Source organism: Polyangium fumosum (genome assembly GCF_005144585.1).
Taxonomy (GTDB): domain Bacteria; phylum Myxococcota_A; class Polyangia; order Polyangiales; family Polyangiaceae; genus Polyangium; species Polyangium fumosum.
In genome coordinates this window covers 23,107-37,755 of sequence record NZ_SSMQ01000050.1, presented here as the reverse complement: position 1 = coordinate 37,755, position 14,649 = coordinate 23,107, and the positions used below count along the sequence as shown (strand labels likewise).

5 protein-coding genes are annotated in these 14,649 nt (G+C 68.9%); 1 reads left to right on the top strand and 4 read right to left on the bottom strand.

Annotation, left to right across the window (positions count from 1 at the left end; genetic code table 11):
- Nucleotides 1-35 precede the first annotated feature (35 nt).
- Nucleotides 36-3,929, top strand: coding sequence for an ATP-binding protein (locus E8A74_RS35610; RefSeq protein WP_136933544.1), 3,894 nt, complete (start codon nt 36-38; stop codon nt 3,927-3,929).
- Nucleotides 3,930-3,935: 6 nt separating this feature from the next.
- Here the strand turns inward: E8A74_RS35610 and E8A74_RS35605 are convergent, their stop codons facing one another.
- The 4 genes from E8A74_RS35605 to E8A74_RS35580 all read right to left on the bottom strand — a co-directional run bounded on the left by E8A74_RS35605 (nt 3,936) and on the right by E8A74_RS35580 (nt 14,629).
- Nucleotides 3,936-4,559, bottom strand: a complete 624-nt coding sequence (locus tag E8A74_RS35605; protein ID WP_136933543.1) for a hypothetical protein — start codon at nt 4,557-4,559, stop codon at nt 3,936-3,938.
- Between the two features lie 145 nt (nt 4,560-4,704).
- The gene (locus E8A74_RS35600) at nt 4,705-7,866 is read right to left on the bottom strand and encodes a PAS domain S-box protein (protein WP_136933542.1); all 3,162 of its coding nucleotides are present in this window, start codon (nt 7,864-7,866) and stop codon (nt 4,705-4,707) included.
- 344 nt (nt 7,867-8,210) lie between these two features.
- Nucleotides 8,211-9,197 (bottom strand): type 1 glutamine amidotransferase family protein, encoded by a 987-nt coding sequence (locus tag E8A74_RS35595; RefSeq protein WP_170229610.1) that lies wholly within the window; start codon nt 9,195-9,197, stop codon nt 8,211-8,213.
- 341 nt (nt 9,198-9,538) lie between these two features.
- The gene (locus E8A74_RS35580; protein WP_136933538.1) at nt 9,539-14,629 is read right to left on the bottom strand and encodes an AAA family ATPase; all 5,091 of its coding nucleotides are present in this window, start codon (nt 14,627-14,629) and stop codon (nt 9,539-9,541) included.
- Nucleotides 14,630-14,649: the final 20 nt, after the last annotated feature.

Here is a 14,649-nt window from a genome sequence, read left to right as displayed (position 1 = left end):
AGCATCACGGGCGGACGTCCATTAAAGCTGAATTCATGGCTCCGCGTGGTGTCCAGGATGCAGCGGTCGAGGGCTGGCTCGCCGGCGGGGGCGAGATGGGCGCTTTGATGCGCTCGTTCGATTGGTCGCGGACCCCGCTCGGCCCGGTCTCGGGCTGGCCGACGAGCCTCAAGATGATGGCCGGCGTCGTCTTGAACAACCGCTTCCCCATGCTGATCTGGTGGGGGCCGGCGTTCATCCAGGCGGTCTACAACGACGCCTACCGGCCTATCCTTGGCAACAAGCACCCCGCGTCGCTCGGCGCCCCGGGCGGCGAGGTATGGGCCGAGATATGGGACGTCGTGAGCTCGATGGCGCAAAGCGTGCTCGAGGGCGGGCCCTCGACGTGGAGCGAACATCTGCTGCTCTGGATGCAGCGGCGCGGGTTCGTCGAGGAGACGTACTGCAGCTTCTCCTACAGCCCCGTCCCCGACGACGAGGGGCGCGTGGGCGGCGTGCTCGTGACCGTGCACGAGACGACCGAGCAAATCCAGGACGACCGGCAGCTCCGGATGTTACGCGACCTCGCGGCCCACTCCGTCGACGCGCAATCGGCCGAGCAGGCGTGCCGCACGGCCGCCACGATCTTCGCGACGAACCACGCCGACCTGCCCTTTGCGTTGCTCTACCTCGCCGACGGGCGTGAAGGGGAAGCGAGGCTCGTCGGAGAGAGCGGGCTCGCCCGCTACGAAGGTCCGGCCAAACCCGCGGCGCTCCCGCTCCGTGGCGACGCCTCGCGCGCCGCGTGGCCCCTCGCCGAGGCAGCACGTACGGGGCGGGAGGTCCTCGTGGAGGACCTCGCCGCGAGGTTCGGCGCCCTGCCCGGCGGCGGCTGGGGCGACCCGCCGGCGCGCGCGCTCGTCCTGCCCCTCGTGCGCACCGGGCAACCCGAGCCCTACGGCTTCCTCGTGGCCGGCGTGAGCCCGCATCGCCTGCTCGACGAGCGCTACCGCGGGCTCTTTCGGCTCGCGGCCGATCAGGTCGTCACCACGATCGGCAACGCCCGCGCCTACGAGGAGGCGCGCGCCCGCGCCGAAGCGCTCGCCGCGATCGATCGCGCCAAGACGGCCTTCTTCAGCAACGCGAGCCACGAGCTGCGCACGCCGCTCACCCTGATCCTCGGGCCGGTCGAGGACGCGCTCGCGTCGGACGCGGGGGCGCTCGGCGGCGAGGGCCTGCGGTGGGTGCATCGGAGCACGATGCGGCTCGCGAAGCTCGTCAACGCGCTGCTCGATTTCTCGCGGATCGAGGCCGGGCGTATCCACGCCGCGTACGAGCCGACCGACCTCGCGGCGCTCACGGTCGACCTCGCGAGCGCGTTCCGTTCGGCCTTCGAGCGGGCGGGGCTCGTGTTCGAGGTCGATTGCCCGGCGCTGCCGGAGCCGGTCTTCGTCGACGCCGACATGTGGGAGAAGATCGTGCTGAACCTGCTCTCGAACGCGCTCAAGTTCACGTTCGAGGGGAAGGTCCGCGTGGCCTTGCGTGCCGCCGGGAGCCACGTCGCGCTCACGGTCGAGGACACGGGCACGGGGATCGCCGCGCACGAGCTGCCGCGCCTCTTCGATCGCTTCTACCGCATCCAGGGCGCGCGGGCGCGCACGCACGAGGGCTCCGGCATCGGCCTCGCGCTGGTGCAGGAGCTCGCGCGGCTGCACGGGGGGCGCATCGAGGTCACGAGCGAGCTCGGCCGGGGGACGACGTTCTTGGTGGAGATCCCGCTCGGCGCGGCGCACCTGCCCGCGGATCGCGTCCGATCCGAGCCGGCGCCGCCGTCGTGCCGGATCGGCGCGGCGGCGCCGTACGTGGAAGAGGCGCTGCTGTGGCTGCCCGACGAAGGCGCGGACGCCGGCGACGTGCCGAGCGCGCCGCGTCTGCCCGTGGAGCCTGCGCTCGGCGCGCGCGCGTCGACCCCGAACGCGCGCATCCTGCTCGCCGACGACAACGCCGACATGCGCGCGTACGTCGGGCGTATCCTCGGCGAGCACTGGCAGGTCGAGGCGGTCGGGGACGGCGCGGCGGCGCTCGAGGCCGCGCGCGCGTCGCGGCCGGACCTCGTGCTCACGGACGTGATGATGCCGAACCTCGACGGTTTCGGGCTCCTGCGCGCGCTGCGCGACGACGCGGCGCTCTGCGACGTGCCGGTGATCCTGCTCTCGGCGCGCGCGGGCGAAGAGTGTCGTGTCGAGGGCCTTCACGCGGGCGCGGACGACTACCTCTCGAAGCCCTTTTCCGCGCGCGAGCTCGTCGCGCGCGTCGCGACCCACTTGCAGCTCGCCGAGTTGCGGCGGAGCGCGGTGCGGGAGCGGGAGAAGATGTACGCGCTCTTTATGCAAGCGCCGGTGGCGATCGCGTCGTTCCGCGGCCCGCGGCACGTCTTCGAGCTGGCGAACCCGTACTACGAGACGATGGTCGGCAAGACGAACCTGGCGGGCCGGGCGTACGTCGACGTCTTCCCGGAGCTCGCAGACCACCCCATCATCGGCATCCTCGACCGGGTGTACACGACCGGCGTCCCCTACGTGACCGACGAGCTGCGGATCGACATCGATCGCGGCAGTGGGCACGTGGAGGAGTCGCACTTCAGCTTCAACCTGTTCCCCGTGCGCGGGGCGTCCGGGGAGCCGGAGGGGTTTTTGTGCGTGGCCGTCGACGTGACGGAGCGGGTGCGGGCGCGCAAGCGGCTGGAAGAGGCGATGCAGGAGCGGGAAGAGCTGCTCGTGCGGGAGCAGGAGGCGCGGCGCCAGGCCGAGTCGGCGAACCGGTCGAAGGACGAGTTTTTGGCGATGCTGGGGCACGAGCTGCGCAACCCGCTCGCGCCGATCACGACGGCGCTGTACCTCATGCGGATGCGCGCGGGCGACGTGGCCGCGCGGGAGCGCGCGGTGATCGAGCGGCAGGTGAAGCACCTGGCGCAGCTCGTCGACGATCTCCTGGACGTCTCGCGGATCACGCGGGGCAAGGTGGAGCTGAAGAAGGAGCGGATCGAGGTCGCGGAGGTGGTGGCGAAGGCCATCGAGATGGCGAGCCCGCTCCTGGAGCAGCGGCGGCACCACCTGACGGTCGAGGTGCCCTCGCGGGGCCTCGTGGTGGACGGGGACGGGACGCGCCTCGCGCAGGTGATGTCGAACCTGCTGACGAACGCGGCGAAGTACACGGAGTCGGGCGGGCAGATCGCGGTGGAGGCAGAGCGGCGGGGGCGCGACGTGGAGATCCGGGTGCGCGACAACGGAATCGGGATCGCCGCGGACGTGCTGCCGAGCGTCTTCGATTTCTTCGTGCAGGACCGGCAATCGCTCGACCGCGCGCAGGGAGGGCTCGGGCTGGGTCTGGCGATCGTGCGCAACCTCGTGACGATGCACGGGGGGACCGTCTCGGCGCGGAGCGAGGGGAAGGGGCGCGGGAGCGAATTCGTGGTGCGGCTCCCGGGCGTGGCGGGGCTCCCCAAGGCGGAAGGGGCGCGGACCTGGGGAGGGGAGGAGGCGAAGGCCGCGGTGGCAGGGCGCGCGGGGCATCGCATTCTGGTGGTGGATGACAATGAAGACGCGGCCATGCTGCTGGCCGAGTCGCTGGGGAGCCTGGGGCATCAAACGCGGGTGGCCTCCGACGGGCCGTCGGCCTTGCGGCTCGCCGAGAACTTCCGGCCGGACATCGCGCTGCTCGATATCGGCTTGCCCGTGATGGACGGCTACGAGCTGGCGCATCGGCTGCGGGAACGGCCGGAGCTCGACCGGCTCCGGTTGATCGCGGTGACGGGGTACGGGCAGGCGTCGGATCGGTCCCTCTCGCAGAAGGCCGGATTCGACGCCCATCTCGTCAAGCCGGTGCAATTCGATCGGCTGGCGGGGCTCGTCGAGGAGCTCTTCGGGCAGGAGGGGGAGGCGGAGGAATAGCCGCCGCTAAAACGCCGTCCAGAACCGGCTCCGCCTCGACTGCGCGCTCTGACGCCCTTCGTATCCTTCCTTCTTGTCCGGCCCGAATGCGACGCCGAGGACGAACGAGCCGCGGAAGAAGTATTCGTCTTCCTTCATCTGCTTGCCCGTCGCGAGGTGCTGCCAGGTGACGCCGTGGGGCGTGAAATCGGCTTGCAATCCGATCACGAAGAAGTCGAGGATGAACGCCGTGCGGAGCCCGGTCGTGAACGCGACGGTATGGTTGTCCACGATCTTGTAATCGGGCGCGTCCACGGTCTGGAGGTCGAGCGGGAACCGCGCGCCGAAGAAGGGCCGGAGCTCGAAGATGTCCGCAAACTTGATGGACCAGCTCCCGTGCACGGCCGGCCCCAGGTACCGATACGAGCCGTAGGTGCCGGCATAGTTGACGCCATAATCGAAGGTGCCGCCCAGGCAGATGGCGTCGAGGAGCCGAAGCTCCAGGGTGCCGCCGACCGCCGCCTCGGTCCCCGCGCCCCCGTGCACCGTCGCGACGAACCGATGTCCCTTGTCGCGGGCCGAAGCCGCAGGCAAGAGCGCGAAGAAGCCGAGGAGCGCGGAAGCGAACTGCGCAATTCGAAGACGAGTCATCGGAACACCTCCAGAAGGGATCCATTCCGGGCTGCGGAAAGGAAGCTCGTCCCCGAAGAATGTGGGCAGCCGTGTGACCAGCGACGCTCATCCGACGAGCCGTGGGAATCCGCTGACGAGGGGCGCTCTGGGGGCGACGAGGCGCTCAAGCGCTGGCGCGTGATCTTGCCGCCTCGGCCGTCGGCACGGTGAAATGGAACGTGCTGCCATGCCCGAGCGTGCTCTCGGCCCAGATCCTCCCGCCGTGGGCTTCGACGATCCCCTTGGCGATGGCCAGGCCCAATCCGGAGCCGAGCCTCGCGGACTCCTTGGCCTGCCAGTACCGCTCGAAGAGGTGGGGCAGTTGCGCGTCGGGGATGCCGGGGCCCGTATCCGAGACGCAGATCTCGATGTATCGATCCAAGCGATGGGCGTGGACCGTGACGACGCCTCCCTCCGGCGTGAACTTGATCGCGTTTCCCAGGAGGTTCGAGAAGACTTGCAGGATTCGATCGTGGTCCGCGAGGATACGCGGCAGGTCGGGATCGAGCTCGTGGGTGACGTGAATCGACCTCGCGGCCGCGAGGGCCTCGATCGATTCGCAGCAGATGCCCACGATGGCGCGGATGTCGTGGACCTCGGGCTCCACGACGAAGGTCCCCGATTGGATCTTGGCGAAGTCCAGGATGCTCATGATCAGCCGTTGCATGACCATCGCCGAGCGGTCGACGCTGTCTGCGATCTTCGAGAGCCGTGCCCGCACGTCCGGATCGTTGGGGCGGAGCCTCTTCAGCAGACGCGCGTTCATCAGGATGGCCGAGAGCGGGTTCTTCAGATCGTGCGACACGATGGCCACGACGTCTTCCCGTGTTCGAATGGCCTCACGGAGCTGCGTCTCGATGTTCTTTCGTGCGGTGACATCGCGGATGATCGCGGTCACCTGCAGCTCGCCGTCGACGAGCACGGGGCTCAGGGAGACGTCGATGGGGAACTCGCTCCCGTCTCTTCGTGCGGCATAAAGATCGAGACCCGCCCCCATGGGGCGCGCGTGGGGATCTGCGACATAGGCGGTCCTGTGCTCGACGTGCTCCCGATACCGCTCGGGGATCAACATCTCTACCGGCTGATCGATCACCTCCTCGGGCTCGTATCCGAACAGGGACGCGATCTGCTTGTTCACGAGCGTGATGCACCCCCGGGCGTCGACGACGACGATCGCGTCGTGGGCGCTCTCCACGAGGCTTCGATAACGCCTCTCGGCCACCTCGCGCGCGCGCTCCGCCCGTTTTCGCTCGCTGATGTCGCGAACGAAGCTCAAGAGCCTCCCATCGGGGGAAAACTTGGCGCTGATCTCGACCGGCAGATAACTGCCGTCCTTCTTTCGCAGATCCCATTCGGCGACGTCGACGGTTCCGGGCTCCGCCAGGCGCCTCAGGGCGGCTTCGAAGCGTGACGCGGCCTCGGGCGCGATCCTGTCGAGCAGCGCCGTCCCGACGAGCTCGTCCCGGGAGAGGCCGAGCATCCCGCACCCCGCGCCATTCACGTCGATGCAGCGCCCCGCCGCGTCGACGACGAAGATCCCGTCGGCCGCGAGCTCGACGAGATCACGATACCTCTGCTCGCTGCGCCGGAGCGCCTCCTCGCTCCTTCTCTTGTCGGTGATGTCCTCGTGCACGGCGACGAGGACGAGCCCGTGCTCGGGGTGGCGGAACCGCGACGCCGTGACGCGACACCAGAAGGGCGTCCCGTCCTTCCGGACGTTCTGGATCTCGTAGGTCGTGACGTTTTGCGCGAGAATGGTCGCCACGAGCCGCTGCGCGAGCTCCTGCGCGCCTCCGGCGATGTCCTCGAAATTCAGCATCGAGACGTGCCGCCCGATGAGCTCTCCGGGGGCATACCCGAACATGGCCTCGAATTTCGGGTTCGTGTGGACGATCGACCCGTCGGAGGCCTTCACCAGGCAAGCTCCTTCGGCCATGTTGTGCAGGATCTCCGCTTGAAGCGCCACCTGCTGCGTACGCTGCTCGACCCGCCTCTCGAGCTCCGCGTTCGCCTTTTTCAGCGCGTCCTCCGCGAACTTCCTCTGCGTGATGTTCTCGGTGAACATCAGAATGCCGCCGATCTCGTCGCCGTCCTCGTGCCAGGGGCGGACCTCCCACCGGAGCCACGTGACGGTCCCGTCGGCCCGCTCGAAGCGATCCTCGTCGCAGCGCTCGACCGCGCCGGCGAGGCAGCGACGGTGCACGTCTTTCCACCTGTCGGGGACTTCGGGGAAGACCTCGTAATGAGACTTGCCCACGCAGTCCACCGTCTCCAGGCGATAGTCGGAGATCCATCGACGGCTCACCCAGAGATACTTCATCTCCCGATCGAACATCGCGACGGCGCCGGCGGCGTGGTCGATCATGAGCTTCCAGTGATAGGCGGCCCTCTCCCGCGCGCCGTCCAGTCGATCGAGCTTCTCCGAGAGCCGCCACAGGATGGCGGACACGACGGTCGTTCCGAGCGCGACGATGAGCACGACCGAGAAGCCCAGATCGAAGATGTGGTGGGTGCTCCCCAGTTGCACGAGGAGGCCGAGCACCACCAGCGTCAGCAGGGCCGCGGGCAGCATTCGTTTTGCCAGCACGCCCCCGGGCTTGTCGCTCACGAAGATGGACATGACGCCGACGCGAGGTCGGGCGAAGAGCAGGCCGAGCGAGAGCAGCGTGAACGCAATCTCCGTGTGAATCGCCACGGAGGGGTAAGGGAAAAACGTGACCATGGCGTGGACGCCGTACAGATATCCGAGCAGCCCCAGCATGGAGAGGAACAGGCCCAGGAGGACCGGGATTTGCCACGGCCAGTTCCGGCGCTTGGAGAAATGCTGGATGAGCAGCGCCACGCCGAGCGACAAGAACTTCAGCGCCGTGATCGGCGCCATGCGCCCCGGCGAGGTCGGGGAAAGGGCGGAGGCCGCATCGGCGACGAGCGCCTCGTCGAGGGGAAGAGCGAGCCCGCACAGGTACTCGGCGAGCGTCACGGCGGCCAGGCAGGTCACGAGGCCCCCGCAGAGCAAGAGGAGAATGGTTTTGCCTTTCGAGCGACCCTTGGCTCGTTCTGCGTGGAGCACGAGGAGGGCGAGCCCCATCCATGCGAACGAGACCGCCGTGTTCACCTTCATCGACGGGAAGTGCATCCTGACGCGCGTCAGCTCCTCCACGCCGAACGCCCAGCCCATCATCACGAGCACCGCGATCACGAGCACGGCGACCCCGAATGCCATCGATGCTTTCTGGTACAATGCGATGAGCCGGCTGCAAGATTCGGTGTCGCCCTTCGTGCTCATCACCTCCCCCTCTCGCCATCAACCGCGACGCTCGCCCGTTTCCTCGCCGTGACCCCTCCAGGCCACCGGAGACAGGCGGTCGAACAGCGCAGGCTCCTCGTCGTGCCTCGCACGGGAGTTTCGGCATCGCTTCGACATGACCGCTACGGTATCTCGTAGCACGTCGCCGGTTGTCGTATCGTCTCTTTGTCCGTTCCCAGGACGCGAGAGAGGCGTCGCTGCCGGGCTCGACGTCAGGGTCGACGATACCGGTCGCCTGGTTCGTATCGAGGCGGAAGCGAGGGCGGAGGCTCGACGTGCGGCGGGGGGAGGAACGAGGAACGAGGACGCCGGAGGGGCCTGCGTCAGTTCGGCGCCGGAATGTCCACCTGGCAGTTCTTCGCGGGTGTCAGCCACTTGATCGCATTCAACCAGAACAGCTCGACCTGGTATTCCGGGTGCCCCGTCCACTCGGAGTCGTACGTGATCCATTCGTCGCCCCACATGAGCACGTGGCCGTTCTCCACGTCCTGCGCCTTGAGCACGTCGTGCCCTTGCTCCGACGCGAGCGTCTGGCCCATTCCCTCGACCGGATATCCATTGTCGATGCCGATCTGCGTCACGCCGTTCGTCACGGGGTGCGCCACCCAGGTCGAGACGGGGATGGTCGAGCCCCCGGCCTGCGGGAGGATCTGCTGCGCGCCGTAGCTCATGCCGAAGGCGCCGAGGAGCGTGTTCACGTTCGTCCGCTCGTTCGGGTCGGCATAACCGATGAGCGTCATGAAGCCGCCCCCCGCCTTCACCCACGCGCCGAGCGCCGCGACCTCGGCCTCCGAATACGTGCGGTTCAGCTCGTTCAGGTTCTGCGCGACGATGACCTGGTATTTGTCGAGCAGGTCCTTCGTGAGCACCTGGTCGTTCAGGGAGACGGCTCCATTGTCGCTTCGGGTGTCGAGCCACGTGGCGAAGACATCACCATTGCCCCACTGGCCGGGCAGGCCGAGCGTCGCGATGCGCAGACAATCGCAGATGCCGTCGTTGCCCACGTCGACGTTGTCGATCACGCCGTCGCCGTCGTTGTCGATGCCGTCGCACACCTCGGGCCCGCCCCCGCCGGAGCCACCCGCGCCGCCACTGCCGACGAACATGCCCCCGACGTTGTCGCCGCCTTGTCCGGCGCCGCCTTGTCCGATGCCGCCTTGTCCGGCACCACCCTGTCCAGCGCTGCCGCCTTGTCCCGAGCCGGTCGTGCTCGCGCCGGCGCCGCCGGTCGCGGTCCCGCCGCTTTGTTCGCAGCCAGAGGCGAACACGAACAGGACGGCGGCGAGCTGAAGTGCATAAGAACGTTGCATTCCTGCACTATAAGGGTTCATACGCGCGGCACGCAATCCAGATGGATGGCGAGGGCTTGCTCCCTACGTCGGACCGGTTCGAGGGGGTCCCACGACCGGGTCGAAGGGGTCACACGACCGGGTCGAAGGGATCACACGACCGGGTCGAAGGGATCACACGACCGGGTCGAAGGCGTCGGCGATCGGGTCGAAGGCGTCGGCGATCGGGTCGAGGGGGTCGGCGATCGGTTGGAGGGGGTCGCACGACCGGTTGGAGGGGGTCGGGTGACCGGGTCGAGGGGGTCGGCGACCGGGTCAACAGGGAAGGTGTCTTACGTTCCCCCCGGGCCTCTTCGCCGTGATCAATTCCGCCGGCGCGCGCGGCCCATGGCGTAGGCAATGCCGCTCTGGAGCGTCCCCTTGGTCACGATCGCGGTGAGGTCGAGGTCGAGGTCCACAATCGCGCGCGCGAAGTCCGGGCGCATGCCCGTCAGGACGACTTCGGCGCCGATCAGGCGGAGCGCGCTCGCCGATTGGAGCAAGGCGCCGGCCGCGCGCGCGTCGACGCGCTTCATCCCCGTCACGTCGATGATGACCGTGCGTGTCCTGTGCGCCTGGGCTCCGTGGAGGACCGCTTCCATCATCGCCTCGGCGCGCGGCGCGTCCATCGTCCCGATGAGGGGGAGCACGAGGATCTCCTCCGTGATCGGGATGAGCGGCATCGAGAGCTCGTCGAGCCGCGCGCTTTGCATCTGGATGATCTCCTCCTGCAGCGCGGCGCGCGCGGTCTCCGCCTGCGCGCGCTCTTCGAGTTCCTGCTCCAGGCGCTCCTTGGCCGCGGAGAGCTCCTCGGTGCGGCGGGCGATCCCCTGTTCGAGGTGCTGGTTGAGCTCCCGGAGCTCGGCGCCCATCGATTGCAGCCGGTCATAAAGCATCGCGTTTTCGATGGAGATGACCGCCTGCGCGCAGAGCATCTGCAAGAACTCCAGCCGCTCCTCGGCGAACGCGCCCGCGGTGCGGTTGTGCTCCAGGTACAGGACGCCGCGGCAGCGGCCCTGGTGGGTCAGCGCGACGGCGAGCACGCTCTGGGGCGCGGCGCTCCGCACGTGCGCGTCCGCCGCGAAGCGCGGGTCACGCGTGGCGCTCTCCAGCACGAGCGGCTCTTGCGTGCGCGCCACGTAACGGACGATGGATTGGGCCAGATCCGCGCGCGCTTCGAGGGGGGTGTCGAGCCGAGACTCGACGAGATCCGGGCTGACCTGGAACCGGGCCTCGACGACCCACGCCCCGTTGCGATCGAGGATCAAAAAGCCGCGCTCCGCCCCGGCATTGGCGAGGATGATGCGCATCAGCCGCTGGATGAGCTGATCCAGGACGATCTCGCCGGAGAGCGCCTGCGCGGCGCGGACGGCCGTCGTCAGGTCGAGCAGCTTGCCGACCGTCGACCGGATCGAGAGGGTCGTCGTGCCGGGCCCGACGGTCGGGGTGGACGGGACGTCCGGCGTGGAGAGCAGGGCCCTGTGTTTTCGTTCGAGCTGCGCGACCTTGATCGTGGCCCCCCAGCGGAGGTAGCCGTAATGGGCCTCGGTCAAATAGGTGCGGGCATTCTTCGATTGTCCCCGCCCGAGGAAGAAGAGGCCATACAGCTCGTTCGTGATCGCCTCGTCCTGCGAAAAGCCGTGCTTGCCGGCCAGCGCGAGGGCCTGCTCGTAGGCGTCGATGGCCTCACTCGGGCGCCCTTCGAGCCTCGCGATTTCGGCCGCGACGAGGGCATGCCGGTGGGCGGTGTTCTCCGGGCAGGCGCCCGCGAGCGAGGCGAGCTTGTCCCGGTACCGGACGAGCCGATCGAGGAGGCGTGGTTTCTCTTCGGGCTTCGCGTCCGGGTACACCGCGGCGAGCACGAGGCTCGCATGAAAGGGCAAATCGGTGGGCCAGTGGTGCCCCACGACCGCGCCCGCGGCCTCCTCGGCGCTTTCGAGGAGCGGGAGCGCCGCTTCGGGGCGGTCATGCAGGAAGAGCGTGAGCGTCTTGTAGGTGAAATAGAGGACCCGGACGAATCCCATCAGGACCGGATCGAGGCCCGCGACCCACGCCGCCTCGTCGAAGGTCCCGTCGTTGAAGGACGTGGGGCTCTCGGTGTCTCCCCGCAGGCAGGCGATCGTCTGCTGGATCGCGACGAGCTGCGCGCTCGACATGGGGTTCTGGATCCGCTTCAGGATGGCGGCGCTGCGACGCGCCTCGGCGGTCACGACGTCGAGCGGATCGCCGAGCCGAAAGAGGGTCACCGGGACGAAGACACACGCGAACGAGCCATACACGAGCTCGCCCGACTGGAGGCTCAGTTGCCGGGCCCGCGCGAAATGCGGGACCACCCGCCGCAGCGGATGTGCATACCCGGCGAACGTCGCGAACGACTGGGTCACCTTGCAGAGGAGCGCCGGGTCGCCGTGGGTCTCGGCGAGCCCGAGCCCGACCTCGCCGAAGACGCGGCTCTCGGCATAACGCCCGAGCGCCCCGGCCAGATAAAACCCGTACGACACATAGGATTGCGCGGTCGATCCGCAATGGCCACGCGTCATCCCGCGCGAGGTCTGCGTGGCGAGGACGAGCTTCCAGAACCGGATGTCGATGCAGTACGCAGGGACCAGCAGATCGGGGAGGATCCGGGCCGCCGCGAGCTCCTCGGGATCCGTGAGCTCCGGCGACGCGAGGAGCGCGGCGGCGCCCCCCTCCGCGAGGAGGTGATCGATCCGCTCGACCTCGCGCGTGGCCATCTCCTCCGCCTCCTCCGGGGTCGGGGGCAGGTCGACGCCGAGCAGCGCGAGGGCCGCGCGCCCCGCGTCCATGGCCTCGGAGAACCGCCCGAGCGAGGTGTACATGATGACCCGCACGCCATACGCGTCCGCGCGCTGCCACGCGCGGACGGCCCGCGCGAGGATGCGGTCGATGAGCACGTCGGCCTGGGCCGTGCGCCCCGCCATGGCCTCGCACTCGGCCTGATCCCGGAGGAGCGAAAACGTCAGGTCGTCTTCGTCGATCCACCCCTCGTCGTGGACGAGGGCGACGCCCGCCGCGAGGAAGGCCGCCGCCTCGCTGTAAGCTCCTTGGCCGCGCGCGGCCCGGCCGGCCTGGAGGTCGAGGCGCGCGACCGTCCGTTTCTCCTCGGCGTCCTTGATGTGCGTGGCGCCCGCATTGAACTGGCGGGCCGCCTCGAAGAGCTCCTCGGGCCGCGCGCCCTCGCCGAGCGCGTGATGGAGCCGCCGTCCGATGCGCAGGTGAACCTTGGCCCGGACCTCGGCCGGGGCCAGCGCGTACGCCGCCTGCTCGACGCGATCGTGCAGGAATCGATACCGCGCATTGATCGGGGTCTCCCCGCCTATGCCCATGCCGTCCGGGGGAGGGAAGCCGGACGCGACGCTCGGGACCTCGACGTCGTCCGACGTCGGCAGGAGCAGGTAGTCCTGATCCAGGGGCACGAGGTACCCCTCCCGGAGCGCGGGCCATAACGAGGCGGCCACGCGGCCCGGGGGCTCGCCGGCGATCGCATGCAGCGTCGAAAGGTCGAACTCGCGGCCGATACACGCCGCGAGGGAGACCATCTGCTGGGCGCGCAGATCGAGCTGTCCGAGGCGCGCGGCCATGAGATCGGCCACGTTGTCCGCGATGGGGGCCGCGGCGATCTCCGCGTCGTCCCAGGACCATTTCCCTTCGGCTCGATCCACGCGAAAGAGGCCGTCGCGATGGAGCGCGAGGAGGAGCTGCGAGAGGAAAAACGGATTGCCCCCCGTCTTGGCCCCGAGCTGCCCCGCGAGCGTCCGGAGGCGCGCCGGATCACTGCGCGGGAAGGTGTCCCCGAGGAGGCGCACGAGGCTCTCCTCGTCGAGTGGACGAATCGCGAGCTCTGTCGGGATCACGCCCTGCTTTCGGATTTCGCGCAGCGTCATTCGAAGCGGGTGTGTCTCGTCCACCTCGGTGTCCCGATAGGCGCCGAGGAGCATGACGGCGCTCCCGGCCGGATCCGTCGTGAGCAGGCGCATGAGCCAGAGCGACGCGGCGTCGGCCCATTGCAGATCGTCGATGAAGAAGACGAGCAGGCGTTGCGGGCTGGAGAGGGCGCGGACGAAGCTCTGCATCAGCATGCCGAGCCTGTTCTGCGCCTCGACGGGGCCCGCAGGGGGGGCGGGGGGCTGCGGGCCGATGACACGCTCGAGCTCGGGGACGAGGTCGATGAGGAGCGCGCCGCCCTGGCCCAGCGCCGCGAGGAGGGCGCTCCGGCGCTCCTCGAACCGATCCGGCGGCTCGCTGAGCACGCCCTTCACGATCTCGCGGAAGATCTGGATGAACGCGCTGAAGGGCATATCGCGGCGCAGCGCGTCGAATTTGCCGGCGACGAGGTTTCCCCCTCGAAGCGCGAGGGCGCGCTGCACCTCCTGGACGAGCACCGATTTGCCGACGCCCGCCGCGCCCGCGAGCAGGACGATCTCCGCTCCGCCGCGGCTCATCCTGTCGAACGTCGAAAGGAGGGCCGCGACGTCCGCTTCGCGCCCGTAGAGCTTCTCCGGAATGGTCAGCGTATCGCGGAGGTCCCTGCGCCCGAGCTCGAACGGCTCGATGGCGCCCTTGTCGAGCGCCTCGACGCACCGGGCGAGGTCGGCCGCGAGCGCGGCGGCCTGTTGATAACGGTCCTCCGCGGCCTTGGCGAGGAGCTTCATCACAATGGCGGAGACGACGTCGGGGATCCCATGCCGTCGCTCGTGCGGGGGCACGGGCATCCGCGCGGCGTGGCTGTGCACGAGATCGATGGGGTCCTGCTCGTCGAAGGGCAGGGCGCCGGTCAACATCTCGTAGATCGTGGCGCCGAGGGAGTAGAGATCCGCGCGGGAGTCCACCGTGCGCCGGAGGAGGCCGGTCTGCTCGGGGGCGATATAGGCGAGTGTCCCTTCGAGGAACGCGTGGCCCCCCGCGGGTGCGCTCTCGTGGGCCAGCAGCGTGGCGATGCCGAAATCGATGAGCCGGACGTCGGCGGGGCGCTCCCCCACGAGGACATTGTTCGGGTTGACGTCTTTATGGATGACGCCGCGCGCATGGACGCCGTCGAGGATCCGCGCGAGCGCGAGCGCGATGTCGAGGCAGGCGCGGAGATCGAGCGGGCCACGTCGCAGGCGGAGCGTCAGCGATTCGCCGCCGGTGTCTTCGAGGACGAGCGCGAGGCCGGCGCCGTGCCGGAGGAGCGCGTGGGCCTTGAGGATGCCCGGGCCCTCCAGCATGCGCAGGAGGGCGTGCTCGTGGCGCAGCCTGGCCAGCTCGCGCGGGTGCGGGTGTTCCCCCCTCGTCACCTTGAGCACGACAGGCGTGCGGTCGTTTTCCCGGAGACCACGGTAAAGGGCCACCCCAGGCCCTTCGTGGATCTTATCGAGTCCGGAATAATTTGGAATGAAGAGCGTGGCATCCATGTAGAGCGTTGCCCTTTTTG

Coding starts and splice junctions, on each gene's coding strand:
- E8A74_RS35610 (WP_136933544.1), top strand. CDS start 36: ATGGCTCCGCGTGGTGTCCAGGATGCAGCGGTCGAGGGCTGGCTCGCC.
- E8A74_RS35605 (WP_136933543.1), bottom strand. CDS start 4,559: ATGACTCGTCTTCGAATTGCGCAGTTCGCTTCCGCGCTCCTCGGCTTC.
- E8A74_RS35600 (WP_136933542.1), bottom strand. CDS start 7,866: ATGAGCACGAAGGGCGACACCGAATCTTGCAGCCGGCTCATCGCATTG.
- E8A74_RS35595 (WP_170229610.1), bottom strand. CDS start 9,197: ATGCAACGTTCTTATGCACTTCAGCTCGCCGCCGTCCTGTTCGTGTTC.
- E8A74_RS35580 (WP_136933538.1), bottom strand. CDS start 14,629: ATGGATGCCACGCTCTTCATTCCAAATTATTCCGGACTCGATAAGATC.